This is a genomic window from Methylophilus sp. DMC16 (genome assembly GCF_056314045.1).
Genome location: NZ_JBQUZC010000001.1, coordinates 888,111 through 914,221, shown reverse-complemented (window position 1 = coordinate 914,221; position 26,111 = coordinate 888,111). Strand labels below are relative to the sequence as shown.

Annotated in this window: 28 protein-coding genes; 6 read left to right on the top strand and 22 right to left on the bottom strand. The window is 46.8% G+C overall.

Annotated elements, in window-relative coordinates:
• Positions 1-39 precede the first annotated feature (39 nt).
• Entirely contained in the window at positions 40-468 is a 429-nt protein-coding gene (locus ACT53D_RS04460) for a PEP-CTERM sorting domain-containing protein (RefSeq protein WP_194746781.1), read from the top strand.
• 27 nt (positions 469-495) lie between these two features.
• Positions 496-951 (top strand): FxDxF family PEP-CTERM protein, encoded by a 456-nt coding sequence (locus ACT53D_RS04455; protein ID WP_379076376.1) that lies wholly within the window; start codon positions 496-498, stop codon positions 949-951.
• A 57-nt stretch (positions 952-1,008) separates the two neighbouring features.
• Here ACT53D_RS04455 and dapC read toward each other — a convergent pair whose 3' ends face one another.
• The gene (gene dapC / locus ACT53D_RS04450; protein ID WP_476154675.1) at positions 1,009-2,205 is read right to left on the bottom strand and encodes a succinyldiaminopimelate transaminase; all 1,197 of its coding nucleotides are present in this window, start codon (positions 2,203-2,205) and stop codon (positions 1,009-1,011) included.
• A 15-nt stretch (positions 2,206-2,220) separates the two neighbouring features.
• Here dapC and ACT53D_RS04445 point away from each other — a divergent pair, with 15 nt between their 5' ends.
• On the top strand, positions 2,221-3,141 hold the full coding sequence (locus ACT53D_RS04445) for a DMT family transporter (protein WP_476154673.1): 921 nt from the start codon (positions 2,221-2,223) through the stop codon (positions 3,139-3,141).
• Here the strand turns inward: ACT53D_RS04445 and ACT53D_RS04440 are convergent.
• From ACT53D_RS04440 to ACT53D_RS04390, 11 genes are all read right to left on the bottom strand, one after another.
• On the bottom strand, positions 3,127-4,908 hold the full coding sequence (locus tag ACT53D_RS04440; RefSeq protein ID WP_476154671.1) for an O-linked N-acetylglucosamine transferase, SPINDLY family protein: 1,782 nt from the start codon (positions 4,906-4,908) through the stop codon (positions 3,127-3,129). The genes ACT53D_RS04445 and ACT53D_RS04440 overlap by 15 nt on opposite strands.
• Positions 4,905-6,881 carry a bifunctional tRNA (5-methylaminomethyl-2-thiouridine)(34)-methyltransferase MnmC2/FAD-dependent 5-carboxymethylaminomethyl-2-thiouridine(34) oxidoreductase MnmC1 gene (mnmC, locus tag ACT53D_RS04435; protein ID WP_476154670.1) on the bottom strand — a complete coding sequence of 659 codons (1,977 nt, stop codon included), beginning with the start codon at positions 6,879-6,881 and terminating at the stop codon, positions 4,905-4,907. Before mnmC ends, ACT53D_RS04440 begins: the two co-directional genes overlap by 4 nt.
• 36 nt (positions 6,882-6,917) lie before the next feature.
• Positions 6,918-8,207 (bottom strand): class I SAM-dependent methyltransferase, encoded by a 1,290-nt coding sequence (locus ACT53D_RS04430; protein WP_476154668.1) that lies wholly within the window; start codon positions 8,205-8,207, stop codon positions 6,918-6,920.
• Between the two features lie 15 nt (positions 8,208-8,222).
• A complete protein-coding gene (locus tag ACT53D_RS04425; protein ID WP_476154666.1) occupies positions 8,223-8,996 on the bottom strand; it encodes a DUF1365 domain-containing protein in 774 nt (257 codons plus the stop codon).
• On the bottom strand, positions 8,993-10,240 hold the full coding sequence (locus ACT53D_RS04420; protein ID WP_476155586.1) for an NAD(P)/FAD-dependent oxidoreductase: 1,248 nt from the start codon (positions 10,238-10,240) through the stop codon (positions 8,993-8,995). The genes ACT53D_RS04425 and ACT53D_RS04420 overlap by 4 nt, the downstream gene beginning before the upstream one ends.
• A 5-nt stretch (positions 10,241-10,245) precedes the next feature.
• Positions 10,246-11,190: an acyl-CoA desaturase gene (locus ACT53D_RS04415; protein WP_476145646.1), complete on the bottom strand. Its 945-nt coding sequence runs from the start codon at positions 11,188-11,190 to the stop codon at positions 10,246-10,248.
• A 73-nt stretch (positions 11,191-11,263) separates the two neighbouring features.
• On the bottom strand, positions 11,264-11,761 hold the full coding sequence (locus ACT53D_RS04410) for a lipocalin family protein (protein ID WP_476154664.1): 498 nt from the start codon (positions 11,759-11,761) through the stop codon (positions 11,264-11,266).
• A 38-nt stretch (positions 11,762-11,799) separates the two neighbouring features.
• Positions 11,800-12,438, bottom strand: coding sequence for a DUF6134 family protein (locus ACT53D_RS04405; protein WP_476154662.1), 639 nt, complete (start codon positions 12,436-12,438; stop codon positions 11,800-11,802).
• The gene (locus ACT53D_RS04400; protein ID WP_476154660.1) at positions 12,435-13,202 is read right to left on the bottom strand and encodes a DUF1295 domain-containing protein; all 768 of its coding nucleotides are present in this window, start codon (positions 13,200-13,202) and stop codon (positions 12,435-12,437) included. Before ACT53D_RS04400 ends, ACT53D_RS04405 begins: the two co-directional genes overlap by 4 nt.
• The gene (locus tag ACT53D_RS04395) at positions 13,199-13,732 is read right to left on the bottom strand and encodes a DUF2878 domain-containing protein (protein ID WP_313989164.1); all 534 of its coding nucleotides are present in this window, start codon (positions 13,730-13,732) and stop codon (positions 13,199-13,201) included. The genes ACT53D_RS04400 and ACT53D_RS04395 overlap by 4 nt, the downstream gene beginning before the upstream one ends.
• A gap of 15 nt (positions 13,733-13,747) precedes the next feature.
• Entirely contained in the window at positions 13,748-14,791 is a 1,044-nt protein-coding gene (locus tag ACT53D_RS04390) for an SAM-dependent methyltransferase (RefSeq protein WP_476154658.1), read from the bottom strand.
• A gap of 206 nt (positions 14,792-14,997) precedes the next feature.
• Between ACT53D_RS04390 and ACT53D_RS04385 the strand changes: the two genes are divergently transcribed.
• The 3 genes from ACT53D_RS04385 (at position 14,998) to ACT53D_RS04375 (ending at position 18,118) form a co-directional block, all read left to right on the top strand.
• The gene (locus ACT53D_RS04385; protein WP_476154656.1) at positions 14,998-16,785 is read left to right on the top strand and encodes an outer membrane protein assembly factor BamB family protein; all 1,788 of its coding nucleotides are present in this window, start codon (positions 14,998-15,000) and stop codon (positions 16,783-16,785) included.
• 890 nt (positions 16,786-17,675) lie between these two features.
• Positions 17,676-17,864, top strand: coding sequence for a hypothetical protein (locus tag ACT53D_RS04380; protein WP_476154654.1), 189 nt, complete (start codon positions 17,676-17,678; stop codon positions 17,862-17,864).
• A 2-nt stretch (positions 17,865-17,866) separates the two neighbouring features.
• Positions 17,867-18,118, top strand: a complete 252-nt coding sequence (locus ACT53D_RS04375) for a hypothetical protein (RefSeq protein WP_476154652.1) — start codon at positions 17,867-17,869, stop codon at positions 18,116-18,118.
• A 161-nt stretch (positions 18,119-18,279) separates the two neighbouring features.
• On the opposite strand, the gene ACT53D_RS04370 is transcribed toward ACT53D_RS04375, so the two are convergent.
• The 10 genes from ACT53D_RS04370 to ACT53D_RS04325 form a co-directional block, all read right to left on the bottom strand.
• A complete protein-coding gene (locus ACT53D_RS04370; RefSeq protein WP_476154650.1) occupies positions 18,280-18,891 on the bottom strand; it encodes a BglII/BstYI family type II restriction endonuclease in 612 nt (203 codons plus the stop codon).
• A complete protein-coding gene (locus ACT53D_RS04365; protein ID WP_476154648.1) occupies positions 18,891-19,763 on the bottom strand; it encodes a DNA-methyltransferase in 873 nt (290 codons plus the stop codon). The genes ACT53D_RS04370 and ACT53D_RS04365 overlap by 1 nt, the downstream gene beginning before the upstream one ends.
• A 108-nt stretch (positions 19,764-19,871) precedes the next feature.
• Positions 19,872-21,086: a type II secretion system protein GspD gene (locus ACT53D_RS04360; RefSeq protein WP_476154646.1), complete on the bottom strand. Its 1,215-nt coding sequence runs from the start codon at positions 21,084-21,086 to the stop codon at positions 19,872-19,874.
• The gene (locus ACT53D_RS04355) at positions 21,046-22,158 is read right to left on the bottom strand and encodes a zonular occludens toxin domain-containing protein (RefSeq protein ID WP_476154644.1); all 1,113 of its coding nucleotides are present in this window, start codon (positions 22,156-22,158) and stop codon (positions 21,046-21,048) included. The genes ACT53D_RS04360 and ACT53D_RS04355 overlap by 41 nt, the downstream gene beginning before the upstream one ends.
• A gap of 3 nt (positions 22,159-22,161) precedes the next feature.
• On the bottom strand, positions 22,162-22,446 hold the full coding sequence (locus tag ACT53D_RS04350; protein ID WP_476154642.1) for a DUF2523 family protein: 285 nt from the start codon (positions 22,444-22,446) through the stop codon (positions 22,162-22,164).
• Between the two features lies 1 nt (position 22,447).
• Complete coding sequence (locus tag ACT53D_RS04345; protein WP_476154640.1) at positions 22,448-23,902, bottom strand: hypothetical protein; 1,455 nt, start codon at positions 23,900-23,902, stop codon at positions 22,448-22,450.
• Between the two features lie 133 nt (positions 23,903-24,035).
• Complete coding sequence (locus ACT53D_RS04340; RefSeq protein WP_476154638.1) at positions 24,036-24,245, bottom strand: hypothetical protein; 210 nt, start codon at positions 24,243-24,245, stop codon at positions 24,036-24,038.
• A 62-nt stretch (positions 24,246-24,307) separates the two neighbouring features.
• Positions 24,308-24,826: a hypothetical protein gene (locus ACT53D_RS04335; RefSeq protein ID WP_476154636.1), complete on the bottom strand. Its 519-nt coding sequence runs from the start codon at positions 24,824-24,826 to the stop codon at positions 24,308-24,310.
• 10 nt (positions 24,827-24,836) lie between these two features.
• The gene (locus ACT53D_RS04330) at positions 24,837-25,751 is read right to left on the bottom strand and encodes a rolling circle replication-associated protein (protein WP_476154634.1); all 915 of its coding nucleotides are present in this window, start codon (positions 25,749-25,751) and stop codon (positions 24,837-24,839) included.
• Positions 25,752-25,826: 75 nt separating this feature from the next.
• Positions 25,827-26,102, bottom strand: coding sequence for a hypothetical protein (locus ACT53D_RS04325; RefSeq protein ID WP_476154632.1), 276 nt, complete (start codon positions 26,100-26,102; stop codon positions 25,827-25,829).
• Positions 26,103-26,111 lie beyond the last annotated feature (9 nt).

The window sequence follows — 26,111 nt, the reverse complement described above, 5'->3', positions numbered from 1 at the left end:
ATTCACCTGTCAAGTTTATTTTTATTTGGGAGATGGATTGTGAAAAAAATTATCTACAGCTTCGTTGCCGCGAGTGCTTTAATGTTTACAGGCGCGGCGTCTGCGACCTCAACTACTACGAATATTTCAAATACTGGCTCGCAAACATTTTCTATCAATGTGGTTGACACATTATTCAATGCCTCTTTTGATGGTTTGGGGATTTCTGCAGTCACCTTGTCAGGTCCTGCCAATTACTCTTTCACACAGAACTTTATTACTGATACGTGGGAATTTAATACCACTAACTTTGCGCCAGGTTTGTATAACTTGAATGTGACTGCGTTGGGCGCATGGACTGGCCAATATACGACCACACTGGGCACCTTCATTCCAGCAGCGCCAGTGCCAGAGCCTGAGACCAATATGATGATGTTGTTTGGCTTGCTAGCAGTTGCTGTTGCTTTTGGCAAAACAAAATCAGCCTAATTCTATTTCCTTTTTGGAGTGATCATCATGCGTCAATTATTTAAAAACAGTATTATCGGCCTGGCGTTTCTTGGAATGTCTACAGGCGCTTTTGCAGCCACCTATTCATTTAATCAAACCAAAGGGATTGCCATTCCAGCGATTAATGAAACTGGAAGCTTTGTGTTAAGTGGCTATGCTATGTCAAGCTCGGCAACAGTTCTGGATATTAAAAATGCTGCTGGCGATGTGGTCTTGAGTTTAAACAAAAACACTGCAACCAACCAGTTTGCATTGGGTTATACCTCCTTTATTGCAGGCAGTTACACTTTGTCTTTTAACTCGGCGGTATTGGATGCAAAAGGCTCTTTTAGTTCAGCCTTGGGGTCTATTAGCGGTCAAACTGCAATCGGCGCATCTCCAGTGCCAGAACCAGAATCTAATGCATTAATGTTGATGGGTTTGGGTGTGCTTGGTCTGATCGTCCGCAGAAAACTTGCTTGATTTTTGCGCGTATGAAAAAGCCAGTTGCATGATTGCAACTGGCTTTTTTGTTTACACCTAGCGTTGATTGTAAAAGTGAGCAATCCGTTGCGCTGCGGCAATTGTTTCTTCGTTGGAGGCTACTAGAGCCATTCGAATAAAACCTTGTCCAGGATTGACGCCATGCGCTTCACGGGCAAGAAATGAGCCTGGCAACACGGTGACATTCAGGTCTTGATAGAGCTGTTTGGCTACAGCAGTATCATCTTGCTCGGTATTGATCCACAGGTAAAATGCGGCATCAGGTAGTTGCGTTTGTGGCCAGACAGTTTGCAAGCGTGGGGTGACGGCCGCAAATTTTTCACGGTAAAGTGCGCGATTGTGTTGAACGTGCGCTTCGTCATTCCAGGCCACGATACTTGCAGCTTGTACGGCTGGATTCATGGCGCAGCCATGGTAAGTGCGGTATAGCGCAAACTTTTCTACAATCTCTTCATCCCCTGCGACAAAGCCAGAGCGCATGCCAGGCACATTTGACCGTTTGGACAGTGAGCTGAACATGACGATGCGTTTAAAGTCGCGACCAAGTTGATGCGCGGCTTGCAAGGCACCCACGGGCGGCTGCGCTTCATCAAAATAGATTTCCGAATAGCATTCGTCTGAGGCAATCACAAATCCGTATTGATCAGAGAGTTCAAACAGCGTTTTCCAGGCCGCAATGTCCATGACTTTGCCGGAAGGATTACCGGGACTGCAGACAAATACCAATTGCGTGCGCTTCAGCACGTCAGCAGGCACTTGTGTGAGATCCATCACAAAATCATTCTCGACGGTGGTATTGATAAAGTAGGGCTGGGCGCCTGCCAGAAATGCAGCACCTTCGTAAATCTGGTAAAACGGATTTGGCGAGATGACCACTGGCGCTTGTGAGCCCGTGTTGTCTATCACCGCTTGCGCAAAGGCGAATAATGCTTCGCGGCTGCCATTAACCGGCAAGATGGCTTTATCGATATTGAGTGCCGGGATCTGGTAGCGGCGCTGTAGCCATTGATTGATGGCTTCACGCAAGGCCGCTACGCCGATTGTGGTAGGATAGCTGGCCAGCCCACTCAGGTTGTTCGCCAGTGCTTCAGAAATGATGGCTGGCGTGGCGTGCTTGGGCTCACCGATAGACAGGTTAACGTGGCTATACTCAGGATTCGGCGTCAGTCCTTGAAACAAGTCGCGTAGACGTTGAAAAGGGTAGGGCTGGAGAAGATTTAAATGTGGATTCATAGGTGTGTATTATAAGTGACGCTTTCGCATAAACAAAAAGCTTCGCAGCAAAAAAAGTGGGCATCGTTGGCCCTGGTGTATGGCGCCTTGTGCTGGGGCGTGATTTGGTACCCTTACCGGCTGCTGAATGAGGTCGGTCTGTCTGGCGTGCAATCCAGCGTACTGAGTTATTTCGTGGCCTTGGTAATTGGTATGGTGCTATTCTGGCGGCGGTCAGCGTATATCTCGCAGATTCCTTTTTCAGCTTATGGCTTAAGCCTGGTGGCGGGCTGGACCAATCTCGCTTATGTGTTGGCGGTGATTGATGGCGAAGTCATGCGGGTCATGTTGCTGTTTTATCTTTCGCCATTGTGGACGCTGCTGTTGGCCAGAATCTGGTTGCATGAGCCCTGGCATCTGCCGCAACTGGCGGCGATAGGCTTGTCTTTGCTTGGTGCGACCTTGATGCTGACAGATGGTCTATGGATTTGGCCGTGGCCACAATCCACCTCAGATTGGTTAGCGTTATCCGCCGGCATTGGTTTTTCGCTGACCAATGTGATTACCCGTTACTCCACCCACCTCTCAGTTGCGGCAAAAGGCATGCTGGTGTGGCTGGGCGTATTTGGCTTATCTATGTTGGTATTACTCTGGCTCAATGGGGTGAATGGCTTTGCATTTATCACGGATGTGACACCCATGATGGGGCTTTGGTTGGTGTTGATCGCATTGCTACTGGTTTCTGCCACCTTGCTTGTCCAGTATGGCGTCACCAAAATCCCGGCCATTCAAGCCTCAGTGTTATTTATGACCGAGTTGATTGTCGCCGCCATCGCCGCCTACTTTTTGGCACATGAAACGATGTCTGTGACAGAAATGATGGGCGGCCTGTGTATTATTGCCGCTGGCGTATTATCAGTCAGCACCGCGGAGACGGAAGATTCAGCCGCTGGATAAAAGCAATTGCTGATACGCCTGCTCAAGCTGGCGGCAGAAGTTGTCCGGGCTAAACAGGCGATTGGCATGGTTTTGCAAGCGCGCTTTGATGGCGGCTAATGCTGCTGGCGTTTGTGCCAGCATGACCGCACGTTGCTCCAAAGCCTGCCAATCCTGGCAAATACACTCCTCCAAGCCGAGTTGTTTGAGCAAACTTGCGCTGACCCGTGCCGGGAAGGTGCTGCCTTGCACGGTAAGCAGAGGAATGCCTTGCCACAGCGCGTCACTAGCAGTGGTATGGGCATTGTAGGGTGCGGTGTCCAGCATTAAATCTGCATGCTGCTGCCTGGCGATGTGTTGTTCGATACTGGTGCGCGGCGCGAAAATCAAACGATCAGCAGCGACGCCCAGTGCCATGGCAGCGTTTTTCAAATGCTTGGCTGCCCAGACATTGCCTTCGAGCAGCCACAATACACTGCCAGGGACCTGTTTTAAAATCCGCATCCAGCAGGCAAACACCTCAGGCGTAATCTTGAAACTCTGGTTAAAGCAGCAGAACACAAAGCCTTGCGCTGGCAAACCATGTGACTGGCGGCTACCTGCGTCTGTAGTGGGGCGACGTGCATTATTCGGTTGATAGCAGGGCAGTATGATCGCCTGCTCCGCCAAGGCCACTCCTGCCAAGGTTTCATCCACGATAATCGCATCGTATAGCGGTACCCCATTAAGCATGCCCATGCTGCCGGGATACCCCAACCAGTTGACTTGCTTGCGCGCCGGTTTATAAGCGGCGACGCCACTGCGACTGCGTTGAGTAAAGCCGGTTAAGTCTACCAGCAGGTCAATCTCCGCTGCGCGCATATGCTGCGCCACCGCTTCGTCTGTCATGTTGCTGATTTCCAGCCACTGATCTGCGGCCGCATGAAAAGCGTGCCATTCGGCAGACTGATCATTGTGGCTATTGCTGTATATCAGTATTTCAAACTGCTCGCGATGGTGTGCAGCGATGACCTCAGTGACCAAATAAGCCAGGGGGTGTTTACGAAAATCCGAGGATAGATAAGCCACTTTGATGCGCGCACCTGCTAATTTGGCCGCTGGCGCAGCCAGTGGTTGGATGTGCGCGTAATGTTGTTGCGCCCAACGGCTGGCACAGGCTAACTGCTCCTGATCCGTGGTGCCTGGCATGGCCAGAAAGGCAAATGGCGGGATTTGTGCCTGAGGCAGCGCCTGTAACGCGTGACGCACCTCTGCAATGGCTTGCTCAAGCCCTTGCCAGTCAGCCATATGCTGTTTTTGATGGATCCAATGCACCTTGGCGTGCAGCAGTTTGGGATTTAATTGCAGGGCACGCGCATAGGAAGCCACTGCCAAGTCCAGCTGGCCTTGCTCACGGTAGGCATTGCCCAGATTGTTATGGCATTCTGCATCTTGCGGATCCAGTTGCAATGATTGCTGGTAGTGCTGGATGGCGAGCGCTGTTTGCCCAAGTTTGCGCAGGCTATTGGCCAGATTAAAATGCACATCGGCCTGCTGCTTGTCTTGTGCCAGTGAACGCCTGAAAAAGGTGGCTGCCAAAGTTTCATCTCCGCGCAGGCTGGCCACATTACCGAGTTGCATCAATATCTGCGGATGTTCTGGCACCAGTTGCAGGGCGTGCTGAAAAGCGCTTTCCGCCGCATTGGCTTGCTTGGTTTGCAAATAATACCGTCCCAGCTCGTAATGCAGTTCCGGGTCATCTGGCGTGCGGCTGAGCTGCTGCTGAAGTTTGGCTAGCTGATCAGTCATGTTTTCTCTTGCTCACTAAACGGCTGTAGCAATGGCTTCCAGCCGGCCTGTTTAAACAATAACCGCTGCGGATGCAGACCTAGCCAAAAAGTATCCTCAGAGAGTTGTGGCAAGGTATGGCCAAAGTCTTGCAGCATGCGTCTGGCTAGTATGGCTGCACAATAAGGGGCTGTCATCAGGCCTTTGCTACCGTGCGCTGCATGGACATACAACCCTTGTGCAGCGGGCAAGTCAGCGAAGCTGCTGACGGAGGCATGACTGTCCATCAAGTGTTGTAACGGCAAAAGCGGACCAACATAGGGTAAATAATCCGGCGAGCCACAGCGTAGCGAAGCCCGTGCCGAGATCACGGCCGTGTGCTTCACTGGACCAAATTGTGGGCTGAGCGTGCTCACCATATGCAGATTTTGCTCGCTATCTTCAGCACGCACGCTGGTATCCGTCTCGCCTGGCGCAAAGGTGGCTCCCATGGCATGCGTTCCTTGATGCGCTGGGGTTAGATAGCCATCCCCACACAAGATGGTACGCAAGGGTTGCATCGCCGGTTGCGCGGCAATCACCCCCATTTGTCCACGCACCGGATTGAGCCACATCCCACTCTCAGGAATTAAAGCTGCCGCTTCAGCCGCATTACACACCACCACGGCATCAAACGTGCCCAAGGGGCTGCTATCACTGAATAGCTGCCAGCCGGAAGAAATACGTGAAAGCTCGTCGACCGCCTGCGCTAAATGCAACCTAATTTTTGGCTGCTTCACCATCTGCTGGCAAGCCAGCACCGGATTGACCCAGGCCCCGTGCGGGAAATATAAGCACTCATGGCCAATCTGAACGCCCGCGCATTCACTGGCTGCTGCTGCCGTCATTTTGTGGAGCAGTGGCGTATCGACGCCTAGCTGTTCATAGCGGGCGGCAACTTTTTGCACGCGTTTATGTTCACGTGGGCTGCCACCGAGTTGTAATAACCCGACGCTCTGGAAGCCGTCCTCGCCCAGATTGAGCTGCGCATAATGCCGGAGGCTATAACTATAGCTACGCCAGGCGAGCTGGTCATTCATCGGTTTTTCGGCATTGAGCCTGGGATAGAGCATGCCTCTGGGATTGCCAGAGGCCCCCGTAGCGACTTGCGCCGCACGCTCAAACACATGCACTTCACAGCCGAGCGACGCCAATTGATTGGCCGTGCTGCAGCCCGCAATGCCTGCACCTATGATGGCCACTTTAGGCAGCGGGTTGATCGCTGATGCAGTCGTCGTGGGCCAATTTCCACATAACATTTCACGCTTGTTGCCAAAGCCTTTAGTTTTTTGGACTGCAAATCCGGCGGCTTGCAAGCCGCGCTTGACCACGCCCGCACTGGTAAAGGTGGCAAACGTGGTGCCTGCGTGCGCACAGGTGGCCATGCTTGCAAATAAATAAGGTTGCCACATTTGCGGGTTTTTGGCCGGCGCAAAGCCATCGAGAAACCAGGCATCTGCCTTCAAGGAGAGCTGTGGCAAATAATGCGCACTGTCCCCGATAAACAAGGTCAGGCTGGCCGAGAAACAAGGCAGCTCAAGCTGGTTAATGCCTGGTTGTAACAAGTGATATTGTGCGCAGAGTGCCGCGCTTGCTTCGGCCAGTTCTGGAAAATGCGCATGCGCGGTTCGCAAATCCTGCAAGGTGAAGGGCGCAATTTCGACGCTGACAAAATGCAGGTGGGCGTGAGCAGGGGCGGTGTCACGCCAGAGCTTGAGAGTCGCCAGAAAATTGAGGCCGCTGCCAAAGCCCGTCTCTACAATGACAAAATGACTCGCTGTATCGGCCGGGAGCTGCTGCCAGCGTTCAGCCAAATGGTTATGCTGCAAAAACACATAACGGGTTTCTGCCAGCCCATGCTGCGGATGCTCGGGACTGACAGAAAAATAAACATCATCGAATTGGGGGGAGTAGGGCAGGCCATTGCGCCACTCCAAGACTGCATGTGTACTCATGCCGCCAAGTTTATCATGGCCGGAGCATGCGCTGCTTTAGGCCACGCGCTTAAGCTGACGATAACCAGGTTTGGCCAACAGCAAATGCACGTCGCCCAGCGCGCATTCTGCAAAGCCACCCTCGCAGTAACTCAGGTAAAAATCCCACATGCGAATAAAGGTCTCGCTATAGCCCAGCCGCTGTATGGCATCGATATTAGCAAAAAAGTTTTCCCGCCATAGACGCAAGGTGGTGGCATAGTCCAGGCCAATATCCTGCAAGTCCACCAGCCGCAAGTCGCTGGCGCGGGTCATGCTTGCCAGCATGGCAGTGTTCGATGGAATATTCGAGCCTGGAAAAATATAGCGCTGGATAAAATCCACGGAGCGGATGGCACTGTCATAACGCTGATCCGCAATTGTAATAGCCTGAATCAATGCAACACCGTTGGGCTTCAATAACTGGCTGACTTTGTTGAAATACGTGTCGTAGTATTGATGACCGACCGCTTCTATCATTTCGATTGAAACCAGTTTGTCGTATTGGCCATTTAGGTGACGATAATCCTGCTTGAGCAGCGTGATGCGGTCTTGCAGCCCAGCTTCGGCGATTCTGCTTTGAGCCAACGCATATTGTTGCTGCGAAATGGTTGTAGTGGTGACATGGCAACCATAGTTTTTTGCCGCATAGAGGGCGAATCCACCCCATCCTGTGCCAATCTCAATCACGCGGTCGTTGGCATTGAGCTGCAATTTCTCGCAAATGACCTGGAGCTTACGTTCTGAAGCCGCTTGTAAATTTGGCGTCTCCGCATCAAACATGGCAGAAGAGTACATCATGGTTGGGTCCAGAAATAACTGGAACAAGTCATTGCCTAGGTCATAGTGCGCGGCAATATTTTTTCTGCTGCCCGCCTCGCTATTGCTATTGAGCCAATGAAACAGTTTGAGGATTGGTTTGCTCAGCCATTGATACCCGCCTTCCAGCGTGTCCATGACCGATTGGTTAAGCACCATCAGGCGGATGACGTTGGTTAATGTATCGGCTTGCCAGTAACCCAGCATATAGGCTTCTCCCGCACCGATACTGCCGCCAAAGGCAATCTCGCCATAAAAACGCGCATCAAGCACGGTAATGCTGGCTTGAATCTGGCCTGGTTGTGCCTGGCCAAACACATGCGTTTCTGTGCCATCCACAAGCGTAAGCTGGCCAATCTGCAGTCCTGCCAGGCGTTTGAGCACCTGCGATTTGGCCAGTTGCGCTACCCACTTGGCGCGGCTTTTGGCCTTGAGCGGTTTGGTCAGGGTGTCCGTTGGCAAGGATGAAGGGCTTGGAAGGGTATTCATAGTATCAATTCAGCGTCAGGTATTTTGATCAGGATGGGGGTAGAACGGCACTTTTTTGAGCCAAAGCCGCAAGGCTTGCCAATAAATGGCGGCAATCACTTTCAGTGTCATCCACGGGTACTGCCATAACAGGCGATTCAAGGTAGCCGCCTGCCAGGGCTGTCTGTGTAATTTCAAGGTGGCAAAAAACATGGACTGTTGATCTCGCCAGTTTTGCATATGCACGTTGATGACCTCCGCCGGCAACGAAAATTGCCATTGATACTGGATATCCATAGGCATAAATGGCGAAACATGAAAGTCTTTTTTGAGGCTGAATACACCATTCTCGGCCGTATTCATGGCATGCACATAAGCAAACCGTTCTTTCCATGGAGTATTGGTAATGTGGCTCACAATCGCTTGTAATTGGCCTTGCTCATCGTGGCAGTAATAAAAACTCACCGGATTAAAGCAAATGCCCCAGTAACGGCAATGCGTCAGCAAGCCGATGCGACCTAATGGACGCTGCCCGGTTTCCTGTTCAACCAGGTTACGCACGCTGACATCCAGCGGCTCGTGGCTGGGCCCCAGATAGTCCTGGCGCCGAAAATAAGCCAGATTTGGTTTAAGATAAGACCATAAGCGATTGTTTTTAAAAAGCTTTGGCAATTCATCCAGATCCAGATACAACATAAACAGCCGGTAGCGAAAACCATGCAGGGTTGGTTGTAGCCGTTGATGGCTCACCCAACCTGTATAAATGGCACTTTGCAAGCAGTCTGTTTGCAATGCGGCGGGGGGACTCATAAATGCATCGCCTGAAAATGTTGTATGGCCGCCAGTGCACTGACCACGCCGTCCTCGTGAAAACCGTTGCGCCAGTAGGCGCCGGCATAGCCAGTCCGGTGTTTGCCACTGATCTCGGCATGGCGGACTTGTGCCTGGGCGCCTGCCAGCGTGTACAAAGGATGGCGGTAGTGCAGCTTTTTAATCACCTTGTCTGGCGCGATGGCATCGGTGTAGTTCAAGGTGACCAGTAAAGGCTCGCTGGACTGGATGCCTTGCAGGATGTTCATGTTATAGGTGACCTGCACCTTGTCTGTCGCTTGCGCCGTAACGTGGTAGTTCCACGCCGCCCAGGCTAGCTTGCGTTGCGGCATCAGACGGGCATCCGTATGCAGATATACCGTGTTATCCTGATAGGGAATGGCGCCTAGGATGTCGCGCTCGGCCGTTGTGGCCTCAGCGCCCAATATCTGCAAGGCTTCATCACTGTGGCAGGCAAAAAAGACAAAATCAAACCGCTGTGATTGCCCGTTTTGCGTGGTCACGCTGACGCCCTGTGCATCGCGTTGCACAGCCTGCACTGCTGCATTGAGCTGGATACGGTCACGATAGCCGGCAGTGATTTTTTCCAGATAGCGCGCAGAACCGCCGACGATGGTGCGCCACTGCGGCCGCTGGTCTACCGTGAGCATGCCATGATGGTGAAAAAAGCGCACAAAGAAGCGGGCAGGGAACTGCAGCATCTGTTCTGAATCAGTTGACCAGATCGCGGCCCCCATAGGCACGATGTAGTCGCGGATGAATTGGCTTGAATATCCCTGCCGTTTTAAATAGTCACCCAGCGGAATTTCATCGCCTGTAGCGAGCAGAGCCAATGAGGTTTTGTTAAAGCGCAAGATATCCAGAATCATGCGGTAAAACGCTGGAGACAGTAAGTTGCGGCGCTGGGCAAACAGACTGTTTAACGTCGTACCGTTATATTCCAGCCCGCTGGCTTCGTTGCGCACGCTAAAGCTCATGTTGCTGTCACGCCAAGCGACACCCGTTTCACGCAAAATGCGCTCAAACTCAGGATACGTTTTATCATTAAATACAATAAAGCCAGTATCTACCGCATGCGTCTGACCACCAACCGTCACCTCATGTGTATGCGTATGGCCACCGATGTAGTCGTTAGCTTCAAACAGGGTGATGTCATGCTGCTGATGCAAATAATAGGCAAGGGTATTGCCAGCGATACCGCCGCCAATAATGGCAATTTTCAATCCCATTACAGCGGCCTTTCCTGATGATGCTGATCACGCACCTCAACTGGCACTTGCTTTAAATTCCAGATCAACCCTAATGCAGCCAGTATTCTCAGTCCGTAATAGGTCAAATCAATCTCCCACCAGTAAAAACCTTGTTTGACCGAACCCGGAAAATGATGATGATTGTTGTGCCAGCCTTCACCCAGCGTCAGCAGGGCAATCAGCCAGTTATTGCGACTGTGGTCGCGCGTGGCATAACGGCGGCTACCCCAGACATGCGCCAAGGAGTTGACACAAAAGGTGGCGTGATAAAGCGCCACGGTGGACACCACAAAGCCCCACACCAGTAACTGCCAGCCGTTGGTTTGTAATTGTGGCGCATAATGTGCCAGGGCAGTCCCCAGTAAAAAGATGCCTAAAGCCAGTGCGAGCGGCACCAGGCTGTCAAAACGGTCCAACCAGCAGAGTTCACGAAAACGCGTCAATTCACGCACACGCTCTAATTGCGTCTTGAAATTGGCATGGCTCAGAAACCAGCCTAAATGACTCCACAGCAAGCCATGCTGGTGTGGTGAATGAATATCTTGCGGCTGATCTGCATGCACATGATGACTGCGGTGGTGGGCAGCCCACCACAAAGGGCCGCGTTGTACTGCAGTGGCTCCAATCAAGGCAAATAAGAACTGTCCAGCGCGCGAGGTTTGAAAGGTCTTGTGGGCAAAATAGCGGTGATAAAAGCCGGTAATCGCAAACATGCGGATCAAATAAAGCCCGATGGCAAAGGCCACCGCAAAAGGACTCCAGCCCACCCAATATAAAGCGATCAGGGCAAGATGCAGGCCAACAAACGGCAGCACCCGCCACCAGTCTATGCTCTCCGCATGCGCACTGGCTGGCGGCTGGTAGCGCTGGTTATCCAGCCAGCCAATGAGCCGCCACAGCAGCCCGGTGATTCTGTGTTGCATGATTCGTCCTCTCTCAAATACGCGTCGCCTGTTGCGCGTATGGTGATGTTTGTTTGATCAACAACTCACCCTTTTATTGTGGTTGATGCTTGAAAACCTCTAGCTTGCTGGTGTCGTAGCCCATGGCCCGGATTCTAGCGACCAGTTGTTCATAGCTGGCCTGATCCAGCGTTGGTTTCCTCGACATCAGCCAGACATAATCACGTTTGTTACGCGCAATGATCGTATGCTGGTAATCCTGATCCAGGTAAGCAATCAGGTATTCTGATTTGAACGGCCACACAAACTGCATGCGCCACTCGGCATTGCCAGTGCCCGGCACAATAAAACCCGTCGGGTGATAGACTTTAAGTGGGCCTGTAAAACTGCCCTGATTAAAGGTGAAAGTAGTGGCAATACTGCCATCCGAAGTCTTTTCATAGCGCTCAACCGGATTGTAAGCATCCTTTTCAATGAAGGTCGGGATCGCTGCTATCACATACCAGTCGCCCATAAAACGGTCCAAATCCACTTGCTCAACGGTTTTAATCGGAGGCAAGTTTTGGCAAGCGGTCAGAGAAAAAATACCCATTATACAAATCACTTTAAATAATTTATTCAACATATTGATTAAATAAGTTTATATTTAATTTTATAGCCTTCTGGCGTAATCGACTCCAACGCCACCCACTGCTGTTGCTGATCGTACCAAAGCGTAATTTTCAGTTTGTCTTTACCCTTTAAGCGGCCATTGAGCCGGTATTGATGGGTGAGGGTGGTCTGACCTTTCACCTCTATAGTTTTGCTGCCTTCATCCGTGACAGTCACATCCAGATATTCTGCATTTTGTGGGTTAAGTAAACGGGATTGCTTGAGTATTTCGGGATTCCAGTAAGCAAAGGTCATGATACAGCCTGGCAGGGTTTGCGCACTGCCATTTTTCTCAAGTACAAACTGATTATTTTGTATCGCCCCTTTGACGTCGGTGATTTCTTTATTTTCCTCGGTGTGTGCCGTCAGTTGAGACAGGCAGTTGCCTTGCCACTGTTCATCGGCCTGGTGCTGGTAGCGATAGGCATTAATAAACAGCACTTTGACCTTGAAATTGGCGCGACTTTGCAATTGGTTCTGATCCAGGCTAAAGGTGTGCGTCCCAATTTTTTGCTGGTCCAGATAGACCTCAAATGACCAGTCCTGCGCCCGTAGGGGAATAGCGAATAACAGCGCCAGGCCAGTTAAAGTGTGTCGCGTGATAACCTTAGTTTTCATTTTTCAGCTCGCTTGGGGATCCCGGGAATAAATGCATTAGTATTTTTGACGTATTCGGCATACCCGGGACGACGGCTGTGGATAGTCTGCTCCATCAAACTCACACCACTGACTTTTAACAGCAAGAACGTCATCAAAAGCGGAGACACCCAAACCCAATAGCTCCCTGAATACGCCGCCAACAGTGCAAATCCCCACCAGATCAGACACTCGCCAAAGTAGTTTGGGTGGCGGCTGTAGCGCCATAAACCAGTATTCAGTACCTGGGTTTGATGTCCGGTGGAAGCCCTGAATCGTGTGAGCTGCAAGTCCGCCACCACCTCCCAATATAGACCGAGCACAAATAACAATACACCGGCCAGGTCCAGCCAATTCAAGGCAGCAGTGCTTGAGATGGCCGCGAACAGTGGATAAGAAATGATCCAGGCCAGCAGCGCCTGAAAAGCGAACACAATGTAAAGGCTTTTCAACCAGAAATAAGGCTCATTGTTTTTGCGTATCGTGTCATATCGATGATCTTCTTTGCCCCAGTTGCGCCAGGTTAAAAAAATGCTCAACCTTAGCGACCACAAGGTCACTGCGAACAGCACCAGGCAGGCGCGTAACGAAAGGTCTTGCAGGAATATGGCGGTGACATAGGCCGTGATGGCAAAGAACAGGCTCCACATGCTATCCACATGGCTGTAGTGTTTGGTGATAAAACTTAAGAACCAGCCGCAAAGTGCAAACAACACAATCGCGATCAGCGCGTAGTAATAAATCATGTTTGCTCCAAAGCGAGAGACTGGTTAAAGCGATGACGTAACCACAGCATGAGTGGTAACAGAGTGGCCCATTCAAAGGCAAACCAGGCCAGGCTGTAAAGGCTTGGTAATTGAATGGCCCCCACACTTTCAGCCCCTAAATAAGCAAGGGGGCCGAACACTGCGCCCAGCATGAACGCCAAGGCATATTTGTGTTGTAACCAGCGCATGCTAACGTTCAGCGTGGTGGCAAAGGCAAGCCATAAGGCCAACATCCAGAGTGGGATGTAGGCCAACCACTGCGTATGGTTTTCAAATAGGATCCATTGCAACTTATATGCAAATTGGTCTGCCACTGCGCCAATCACTGCCGTCAATAAGAGCGGCAACGTTTGCGCCCAACCCTCGACCAGCGATAAATGCAGCAGGGTATAGAGCAACACTGCAGCGAAAACGGCTGTACTCAAGCCGGGTTTAGCGGACAATACGCACAGCCACCAGATCACTTGAAAAGAAATAAAATTAAATATAATCAATTTCTTATTGGTCATATTTAATCTTTCAGATTATCGTTTGGCAAATAAATAGTGGCTGACCCACCAGGTCTGGCCATGGTTGTAACCGAACAGTTCTGCGCAGGCCATGAAAAAAATCCGCCAACGTTGACGCCACATTTCTGCATCGGCCGGGCCATAGATATGCGCCAGGACAGGGGTCAGTACTTGATGGTTTTGGTCCATCAGTTGCAGCCAGGCATTCGCCGTTTTTTCATAATGTGTACCATCCCAGCGCCATTTGTCTAACAGTTTCAAATCATCCTGAAAATACAGCGGCAAATCATCACTAGGCATCATGCCACCACTAAAGAAATACTGGCTCATCCAATCATCTTCCGCTTTGACATCAAAAGCATAAGGGGTGTAGCGGTGGACAAAAATATGCTTGAAAAACAAACCACCCGGCTTAAGCCAGCGCGCCACTTTGCCATAGAGCACTTGGTAGTTGCGCATGTGTTCAAACATTTCAACCGAAACAATGCGGTCGTAAGTTTGCTCGGTATCAAACACATTCATATCTGCAGTGAGGATATGAATGTTTGACAGACCACGCGCTTTTGCCTGACTCATAATATATTCACGCTGCGAAGCGGAGTTTGAGACCCCCGTAATCTGCGCCTGCGGATAATGGCTGGCCATCCATAGCGTCAGCGAACCCCAGCCGCACCCCAGCTCTAAGATATGTTGACCATCCTGCAACTGGGCATGTGCACAGGTTTGCGTAAGCGCAAGTTGCTCGGCTTCATCAAGCGTACGTGTGTCCGGCAACCAGAAACAGCTACTGTATTTGCGATTGCGGCCTAAGCAATATTGATAAAAATTGGCAGGTACTTCGTAATGCTGTGCATTGGCTTTTTCAGGCAGTGGCGCGATCTCTGCCTGAGCCATTGCCTGCACAAATTGGACCAGACTTGACTGCGCTTGCTCACAATCCTGTTCAGAAATTTCTTCCAGCCTTGATTTGCACAGGCGCTGAATGCCTTTTCGGATCAAAGCATCAGAGAGGTAGCCTTTTTCAGCCAATTTTAAGGCAAATGTTACAGGTGAAGTCATGATGATAATTATTGTATTAACTAAATGATCCTAGTATAAGTCCATTCGTTCTCCAGATTAGTTTCATGGATAGAAAACTTTTTATCACATCCAAAATTTAGGTGAATGTTGCTAGAGTTTACAGAGGGATATGCTGAACTCGTTGCCGGATAAGTTTTAGGTGTATACTAACCTGTATAGTTAAAAATATAGCCGGGGTTATCATCATGCAAAACAACACTTCGACGGTATGTGCTGTAGTGACACTTTCTGTCATGCTTTTGGCTTGTTCGCATGCCAGCAAGCCAGAAAAAACGGCTTCCGCCAATGTCGATTGGCCAAGTTATGGCTTGAATCTGAAGGCGCAGCGTTACTCTGCTTTATCTCAAATCAACCAGAAAAACGTTCACCAGCTTGGGCTCGCCTGGAAAGTGGAAACCGGTGTAAAAGCCACGTTTCAAGCCACTCCGATTGTGGTCAGTGGCGTCATGTATGTCAGTTTGCCATACAACCATGTGTTGGCGCTGGATGCGGCGACGGGTCAACAGCTATGGAAATACACGCACGACCGCAAAACAGACTGGCCGATGTGCTGCGGTCCAGCCAACCGTGGCGTAGCCGTGGCAGAAGGCAAAGTGTTTATTGGTACAGTGGATGCCAGGCTGATTGCATTGGATGCCAAAACGGGCGCAAAGCAGTGGGATATTGATGTCGCCGCTAATCAGGTGAGCACCGAGCACCAGGACGCCTTAAGTGGTGATGACCCCAATAAAACCCGCAAAGTGACAGGGGGCACCGGGGTAGGCATTGCGATGGCCCCGGTTGTTTACAATCATAAGGTCATGATAGGCATTACCGGTGTCGGCTATGGCTTGCATATTGATAATCCTCGCAGTGATGCGCCTTTGGGCGCGGTGATCGGCGTCACTGGCCGTTATGGCCGTCCAGGCTTTTTGGCAGCTTATGACGTGAATGATGGTCATCAGGTCTGGCAGTTTGATACGATCCCCAAGCAGGGTTGGGAAGGGCAGTTTGTGACTAAAACGGCCGATGGCAATCAGTTTCACAGAGACACCGCCTCCGAACGGGCAGCGCTTAAGGATTATCCTGACGCCGCAAAATTTGGCGGGGGTTCAGCCTGGAGTACACCAGCCATTGATACCACAACCAATACGCTGTACTTTGGCACAGGCAATCCCTCACCGCAAATGAACGATATTTCGCGCCCAGGCGATAACTTATATACAGTTTCTTTAGTGGCGCTCGATACCGAAACCGGTCAATACAAATGGCATTATCAACAAGTCCCTCACGATCTTTGGGGCTATGATCTGGCAAGCCCACCAGTCCTGTTTGACTATCAATTTCATGGCAAGACTATTCCTGCCGTGGGGCAGGCCAGTAAAACGGGCTGGTTTTACATTCACGACCGCAACACGGGTCAGTTCTTGACCAAGTCAGCCCCATTTGTGCCACAACACAATTTATTTGCCAAGCCAAGTCAAGAAGGTACTGTCATCTATCCAGGCATTTTAGGCGGTGCCAACTGGTCACCTGTCAGCCTTGATGAAAAACATCAGAAAGTTTATGTGGCTGCAATGCATAGCCCGATCAAATATACCGTTCACGAAACCACAGTGAATCCGGGCGAAAAACCTATTCGCTATGCGGCCAGTGAACCCACAGACGACCCTAGATGGGGCGTACTCAGTGCAATTAACCTGACTGATGGCAAAATTTTATGGCAGCGAAAAACGAATCAACCATTGGTTGGCGGTGTTCTGAGCACTGAAGGCGGTCTGCTTTTTTGCGGTGAGGGTGCTGGTGCATTTGCTGCATACAACAGTAAAAATGGTGATGTGTTATGGCAATATCACTCGCAATATGGTGTGAATGCGCCACCAATTACATATATGGCTAAACAGACTCAATATATTGCAGTGGTGAGTGGCGGTAATTCATTGTTCGGTTTTAATCAAGGCGATGCAATCTTGGTATTTAAGCTTTTGCAGTAATGCTAAGTATCTATTTAATCTATTTTATAGATTAACAATCCCAACATAATTATTAAGACATATCTAAGGCGAATAAACTTTGTTTTTCGCCTTCTGATAAATGGCGAAGCTTCGTCCTTTTTTGTTCGCATAATGTATATTATGTTCAATTGGTGGTGAAATTGAACACAAGCTGAACATGCAAAGCTGAACATAAATAGCACGGTTTTACGTCCTTCCAAATCTTTCCGGCCGCAAGGTATCTGCAATACAACCGCACACATTCAGGACAAGCGCCAGCCTCAACCAGCCTCAAACATTCTTTTTTAATCCGACGATAATAAAAACGCCGTCGAGATTGATTGCGCTTATAAATACGCAACGCACAGTAGAAATTTCGCAACTCATTAAACGAGCTATCCTGATCAAAAGCGCAACGCATAAAAGTGACACGCCTCCTTATTGTTGTATAACGTCCGTAATATAAATCTAGCCGTGGCTTCGCCGTCGACAGTTTTACCGCTGTGCGTTCCGTGCAGTGGCGCGGTACGCCAGCGTTAAAACTGTTAACTTATGTAATCGTAAGATTAATACGATAGGGCGCAGAAAATCAACACCTTGGGCCTCATATCCGGCCCAAACCCGCTAGAAGTTAAAGCGAACGTGCGCAAGCGCCCTACTTTTCGTCGCTGTAACTACAAACAAAGCAAACAGTAAACCCCCGCTATTTATTCCACGGTCTGACAAATAAAGTCGATTTGTCAGCTTTCGCGGCATAAAACGCGCCCTTCGGGTTTCAGGGGTTGACTGTCTGTTTTGTTTACAGCTTGTCCGTATGCCATACGGAGTGGCGTCACCATAAAAACATGGTGTCACCCCTCCAAATGACATAAACGCGAAAGGATCAAAAAATGTACTCAGTTAAAGGTGATATAGGGGACAACTGGATCGGATTCAACGCTAAAGAAAAAACAGTTTTAACCAGTTTTGATAGACGTTGGATTTTTGATTCTGAGCCGTTAGCAAAGATGGCCATTAAAAAGGCAATTAATGACGGTTACAGAAATGGCTTTAGAATTTTCAGAATTGAGGAGGTTTAATCATGGGAACGCTAACTCTTAGGTTAACCGATGAAGATGAAAAATGCATAACGGAGTTAAAAAGCTTCTTACATGAAGCCACAGCAAGTAAGGCGATTATTTCAGCAGCAACAAAATACAAAAGGATGTCTGATTATCTCGAAAAAGTATGTGACGAAAGAAGCAAGCTAGAAAACGAGATAACAGAACTCAAAAGAGCATATAAACGCAAAATTCAAGCTGATATATATTTAAACAAGTTGCTAGAGGATTGATAGCAGAATTAAAAGGCGCCGGCAGCTGCAGAAAGTAATAATACAATCAATTTAAAGAATCGATATCTTTGCCAGGCTTTGATTATGCTATCAATTTTTGAAGAAGCAAGCCTGGTTTTTTTATTTGAAGAGTTTACAAAGTTCAATAATGCCTTAAATGCTTAAGCAGCGACGCCAATCAAAACCAGAGGCACGGCAGGAACTCCACGTCCTTCACGGATAAGGTTATACAGTTCACCTTCATAGTAACCTACCCCGGAACTCATTTGTTTTTGTAATTCTTTCATAGGCAATATTTCGATTCCAACATCAATGACATCGCGAACATAAAATGCGAGATGCTTAACGAAAAGGTCGAAGGCCACAAAGGAATATTTGCCAAACTGGACCTCAACGGCAACTCTATCTTTGACAAAATCTGTTTGATTGTAAGATGAAATAGGGTTAAAGCCAGCCGCGATAATCTCTTGCTTTTGCTGTGCAGGCGACATATGCATCGTTTTTCTAATCAGCTTTGCGTCCTCAGTTACCCAATACGATACTCGTGATTCTGACCATTTCTTCTTTGAGAATTCATTTTTCAAAGATTTATTCATTGAAGTTGGAGAATAAAGAATTTTACCTATTTTGGTTTTTTCTTTAGATACCTTGTTTTTGCATTTTTCAGCATCGACCGATGAAATAACATCTTGTATTTCCTCCCAAAGGCCGGGTTGATGGACTTGTAAATATTCAAGCCCATTGAGATGTGAATAAAAGGCGGCAATTTTCATTAGTGACCACCGTTTGGTAATGATGGGTCATAAATTGGCTTGCCCAACTCTCTAACCTTTAAAGTGCCTTGACTCAATTCATGAATTCGTTGAAATGCGACATCTATATATTCCTTTGAGGTATCACATCCGTAAGCGACTCTATCCTGTTTTAGTGCTGCTATAGCAGTGGACCCGACACCTAAATATGGGTCAAAAACTGAATCACCTTGATTGCTAAGAGAAAGCACCAACCGCTCGACCAATTCAATGGGGAATTGACATGGATGTATGGTTTTTTCCACATGGTTTGATTTTACATTTGGAATATCCCAAACATCGGAAGGGTTTTTCCCTAATGGGTTACCAGATAGCTCACCCTTTTTAGGGCCTTTAAAGTGCTTTTTGCCAGGGTATTTAGAAGGAATTCGAACTGGATCTAGATTAAATACGTAATCATCTGATTTTGTGAACCATAAAATCGTCTCGTGTCTGCCACTGAATCTATTGGAACAATGCAATCCATGTCCAAAATGCCAAATGATTCTGTTACGTAGCTTTAAACCGTGACTTTTGAAAATAGGATATAAAACCATATCTAGAGGAAATACTTCCCCGTTATTCACATGGTTTCCAACTTGCCAGCAAAGAGAACCATTAGGGCTCAGCAATCTTACGCATTCAGAAATAACTTGGCTTTGCAAACTTACATAGTCATCTAAATCCCTTTTCTTCTCGTACTCTTTACCAATGTTATAAGGCGGAGATGTAACAATTAACTGCATTGACTCGTCTCTGAGAGGCCTCATAAAACGAAGATTGTCCATGCATTTAATATGCGCACTCGATAGAAGTGGATTTTCAACGAGTTTCAAAGATGTTTGTTTTGCCAAAATGCCATTTCCTCAGATGTTTTTTTTATATCAATCCGAACAAAGCGTAATTGATATATTTTTTGGTCCAATATTACCCCAAACAGACAATTTTTACAGCTTATGTAGCTAGATTTTTTTTACAGACAAAATAAGCAAAATTTCACTCTCAGAGTCATCAATAGCGCTATTTTTAAAAATAGATGGAAGAAGCTTAAAACCAGACTTTGAATGATTAGAAATTTTTTCATTAAGGCCGCCAAGAATCAAAACATCTTCATGTTTAGACTTGATTACAGTCGATAGCTCGCGCTTGTTAAGGGTAGGCGTATTGTTTAAGCCTGTCGTGGTGTTAATAAAAGAACTAATTTGATGATGGACAGATAGATCTATGGTGTTTTCCAGAATACGTGGACTAACATCAAAAATAACGCCAGATTGCTTGTATTGAACACTTTGTACGATCTGGCCATTCACAGACTGAGAGAACTGGCCGAGAATTGGCACATCCTGACCGACATTGAAAGTGGCTTTTTCATTGTTACTTACAAGCAAATGCGGACTACTCACTAGATTAAATCGATTGTCAGAACTGAAAAGATTTAAGGCAGCAGTCAAATTGTCAAAATTCAGCTTTATTAAATTTGTGGTTAATTTAGAGCCGAGGTCTAGACCTAACTTGCCAGATAAAAGGCTAAAAACAAGATTGAGGCCGGTTTGATCAACCTTAGACACTTTTACCTCATATAAGAAGGCCTTTATTTCTACCTGAGAATCAGGAATATCAAGGGAAGCCATAAGACCTTTAAAACGCTCAATATCGGCAGGCAGGCCGTTAAAAACAATAGCTTGGGATTTTTTATCGATCTGGCCGAGTGCTGAAGTATCGGGGGCACCTTCAGCATGAGACTGGCCGGATGGGTCTGGCACTGAACGAACGGAGCTTATTAAGTTGTTTTGAAAAATTGGGCGGACTAGCTCAACAAGAGATTCCGCCGAGCGGTTTTTAGGGTAATGGACATACACGTCCGCCTTCTCTTCCTTTTTAGTATGACTGATATATAAAAACTTTTTATCCTGACTGATGAAATAACCGTTTTTCTCGATCACATTAAATATAAGGTTTTTAATATTGTCAGGGCTACGATCACGAGCAAAAAAACTGATTTTCCTTGGGTCATTTACAAAATCTGAATCAGCTGAAAAATCAAGATTGCAAACCTCGTTAAAAGCCAGCTTTGACAATTCATATAGTGAAACGCCGTCCAACTCAATCGAGTTATCAGAGGCCGCAAAAGCTGGATTAATGAGAAGGCACAGGAAAAGACGAATTATTGTTTGCATTGAATCGCTCCCATGAATTGGCTATAACGCCATCAAAAATGATTTGTTTGTCTATGCCGTAATCCTTAACAGATGGAGCTGCAACATATCGAAATTGACCAGCGACAGACTGAATAACAAAGTATTCAACGCCCTTCTTTTTAACCTTGCCAACAATACGAAAATCGGATGACTGAGCGGGAGGCTGTACAGACTGCAAAGGAACTGACTGAGAAGGCGGCGAAAGAGTACCGGTAGGGCTTGTACCACTGGAAGGCTTTGCGGCCGCAGGGTGAAAAAATGACAATAAATAACGAACAGAGAAAAAAGCCAGAACAAGCAAAAACAAAAGAATCGGAAAGATTTTAGATTTAAGAACATTTCCACGGCGATCTATAGTTTTTTCGACTGGTTGCGCCCCGCCCTCTTCTTGCATTGAATGGCTTTTATACAATGAAAAATATTTGTCATCATAAGTACGCTGATAAGACGAGATAGGTTTATTGGTTTTGGTTTTGTTGTATACGTCCAGACGGTAACGCTTAGATAATCCCAACGATGTCAGCTTAGAAGTTTTAAAAGTCTGATTCACGATGGATTTAACAGAGCGGTGGATATCGCCTAAATCCTGAGTTATTAGGCTAATCTCGCAAATATATCCGCTTACAGGGTGCGGCATGTGACCATGCATGCGAAAGAAGTTCATTACAGACGCAGGCCGTTTATAAAGCGGGTCTGATTTTTCTTTTGATGTATCCGATAACGAGAATCCAGACCAGAAACGCCAAATTTCATCTAATACGAGAACATCACCGCGTTGAATCTGGCGATCATGGCGAACTGTATTTGCATCACCGTCAGTTAACCAAAAGTCAGGTTTTAAAACTTCATCATGCGATAGGCTGATAATTTGGCCTAAATTTTCAGCGTCAGGATTTTGCAACTTAATAAGTCGGTAAAACTCATCCTGATTGAGACCAGCAATATTCGACAGTACACGCCTACCCTGCTTAATCGCATTAAAAATGACAACGGTGGCGACTTCGTAAGTTTTGCCGCTTCTAGGGTCGCCAATGTATGCATTTACAGGCATGGCTTAACCGATAAAGGGAATACGCCGGACAATAAAGCGGATTGAATAAGCGCCAATGATGATGGAGACGCCGGAGCTTAAATTTGCTAAATCAAAAAAGTACCAGACAGACGGATTAATAGACGCGAAAGCAGAAGAAATCGCGGAAGTATTTAAAAAAGGTTGAATTAAATTGATTACAAGATTATATAAAAACGCAGCAATAGCAGTAATCACAACACTGATTACAAATTTAATTTGCGCTGCATCTAATAACCAGATTAAAGCTTTTTGAAGTATCGCCCACATATTAAGCACTCAAAATAATACGAAAACCAAGGATTAAAAAGATAAGTGTGAAAGCGTTTTTTATAGTCTGTTTGTGGCTTTCAAACATATCGCAATGTTGATTCATGACAAATGTTTTATTGAACAGGTTTAACGATGCGACAGGGCATGCACCATAAGAGGCCGGCAACTGCAAAGACCGGATAGGGTTGAAATAGTCAACAAGTGGCGAAGATAGGTTAGAAGGCGCAACTTCTTCCTTATTGGCAAGATCACCATTAGTAGAAAAAACCTTTCCCAGCTTGTCATCCAAGATATTAGAAACCTCAGAAGCGGACAAACCAGAACCGCTACCAGATGAATTACTACCAGAGCTGCCTCCAGTTATTAAGCCGTCGGTTGTATTACCATTTGTAGCATTAACAGTACCTGGCAACGTGCCAACTTGATTACCAGATGCATAAAGGGTCTGAAGAGAATTTACAGTAGTGTCAGCATTTATATGAGCAATGCTGGCAGTTGTCTTATTAGAATCTGAACTGAATTGCTTGTCATAAATTGTTAAATCATTATTTGCCGTAGTGACAAGATAAGTTGATTTAGAGGAAGAGCCAGCGGAGACTTGAGCTGTATTTAAGCCTTGAATCGCACTATTAGAACAATCAGGGTCATTCTTCATAGGCGTAAATACGCCGTTCTTTATCCTAACCTCGCAAATGTCGTCAGATGGTTTTTGAACAATCGCTGGATTGCTTAACTTACAGTTATAAGATTCGTCCAATTGATAGCCAGGTTTGCAAGTACCAAAACCAGTGATAAAAGGAACGCACATTTCTTCAGTACCAAAATCGCCGGTTTCATCAAAACAAACCTTGTACGGCTCATCCTCACTTTGATGAAAATTAGAACATGTATTGTAGGGATAACAATACTTGCTTGATAGTTTTGCATTTTGTTCAAATTTAGCAATAAGAGCCGGGACAGTGTCACCAGTTAAAACACAGTTGTAATTCTGAATTGTTCCTCCATTGCAAATATCATCATGATTACGGCCAGAAGTATCAGTAGTTGGGAAACGAGAAGAACCAGTTACAGGAGTTAATTTATTTTCATCCTGAGGAGGTGAAGGCTCCAAATTAGGATTATCAGCACTTGCAACCGGAGCAGACCAATTTTGCGGAGTAACCAAAGGAGTGTTGGGATCAAGGACAACAGACAAACCCTTGGAAGCGTTAGAACCAGAGGAAGTTTTAGGGGGATTCACATCGTTCCAGTATAGCCCGATAACAGCAGCATGAACGCCAACAGCCAATACACCACCGACAACAATTGGAGCGGCCCCAAGCATGGAAGCAGCAGAAACAGCAATAGCAGTGCCAGCAGAAAGATAAGCCGCGATATCCCATTGCAAAGCACCAAAGGAAGCAGAGCCAAAGAAAGAGAATAAAAACAATAAAACAATTTTGTACTTATTCATTTGATAAGCCCTTAATGACAGCCCAAGCAGAAAGCAAACCCCAAAAAAAACACATGAAGTTTAAAAATTCTTGCGGTGTTAGATAAGTTGGCATAGGTCGTTAGGGGTGTGCTGCACCCTACCCTGTTAATAATTACAGACCACGAACAGCAGCAATAACCATTTTTGCGGCTTTCCATGCCACATAAACACCGACCATAGTGCCAGCAACCGCCAAAATGGCAGTAATAACCGTACTCATATCAACAGAAGTCGTTAAGGCACTAACATCGACACCAGCAGCATGAGCAATGGCAGAAATAAAAGAAAATACAAGAGCAAACAAAACATGAAACATTTTCATAATAAAAACTCCTTAAAAAAAACCAGTTACCGACTGGCCGGACTAGGCAAGATTACCCAATTCTAAAAACGTCTTACAGCATCAATGAGCGTTCCAGCCATTGATGCAACAACATAAAGAGATAGCACGGAGCCAAATGCAGCACCCCAAAATTGAGCAGCAAGAACATAGTCATAAGCAGAAGAATTGCCGGAAGATGAGGAGCTCTTAAGGCTTTGAATGTCGGCTTTTAAAATTGAAATATCGTTCTTATTTGTGGTGTTATCTGTTTTTAAAACAGAAATATCAGAAACAGCGTTATTAATAGACGCTGTATGGCTTGAAATTAAATTCAAATTAGAAAGGTATGTACTCCATTCTGAATTATTAAAAGCAATGAAACCTAAGCAGTCATAACCAGCAGAAGAAGATGAGGAGTAACTAAAATTGAAATTACTGGTAAAAACATTTATTTGCCTTGTAGTGGTTCCACCAGAGGAAGCAGCACCATATTGCCATGATGGCTTATCAGCACAAACACCAGCTAAAGTGTCTATTGATAAACTGAAAAGTAAAACAATTAAAAGTAAGTGTTTTTTCATAAAATTAGCTTTAGAAAGCAGCCCTAAGAATGAAAATATCTTGGCCGCGATTCCAAGGAATCATCTGCGTTGGGTGTAAGCCAGTAACAAAATGAGCGAGGTCTGAAACCTCAATGATGGCGTCAGTAAAGTCCTTACCGTTCATGCAACATGCAAAAACAAATTGCTTTTGAACTACAGGCTGGGGAATGTCACGGGCCTTTAAATAGCGATGCTGACCAAGGTCGGCAGTCTTATCAAAATCTTTATCTATATATTTAGTCATATACCGAACAAGGCTTAAGGTTTGAAAGGTTTCAGAAACATTGCCCCATTTTTTCTTGCGATATTGAACGTCAATTTGTCCAAGTGATTCTTGACCAGAGTCGGTAATAGAGCCGCCGAGGGCGACATACCAGCAGGCCCTTAAAAACTTAATATCTTGACGACCAGTGACAGCAACATGCATGTGATATGCGCCACGGTCTTGAATTTCAGGAACGGCCACATACGGATAATTTTTACGAGGAACAGTTACGAGTCTTGAGCCGATCAATTGCTTATTGCGGACAAGCCGGATAAATCTAGTAAACAACTCGAAAAATTCAGCCCTATCGGTAATATTTTCGCGAGTGGTAAGAGTTAACATATGGTCCGCAGAAATTTGCCTGACAGCGTAATGCACTGCTTTTTTTGCGCGTCTTACAGCACGTTGCAGATTTTCTAAGCGTTTTTCTTCTTGCTCTTCAATGCTTAATGTTTTGGGATAAACAACACCGCCGCCGAAAAATTCAGGCGTTGATTTTGGTATGCTATGTTTAATTTTCTGCATAATAAAATCCGCTGTGTTATTTGCGAAAGTAACTATTTTTAAACGCCATTCATAAGGCAAATCAACGCCTGAATAATTGACATCTATATCTAAATCATCTAAAGTTAATTCCATGTTTTAGCCTTCTTGAACAAGGTTAAAAAGCAAAAAACCCCGACAGTTACCAGCTCTCGGGGTTTTTGTTTGTCATCAAACTGTAGCAGCCTTACCCGCTGGAGTAGGAGCCGACAAACCAACGATTGCAACTTCCAAACGACCATTGTTACCAGCACGAACACGGGTATGAGCCTCATAAATGCCAGCCTGGTTAATAGCCTCCAACTCTTCTTTTTTTCCGTATACCGGAATATTTCCAGCAACTTGCCCAACGGGATCAAATACTTGATAAATACGGCGATACCATTTTTGCTGATCTTGGCGTGTACCCTCTTCAATTTCACCTGCAGATAAAACTTGAATGCGCATGATAAATAC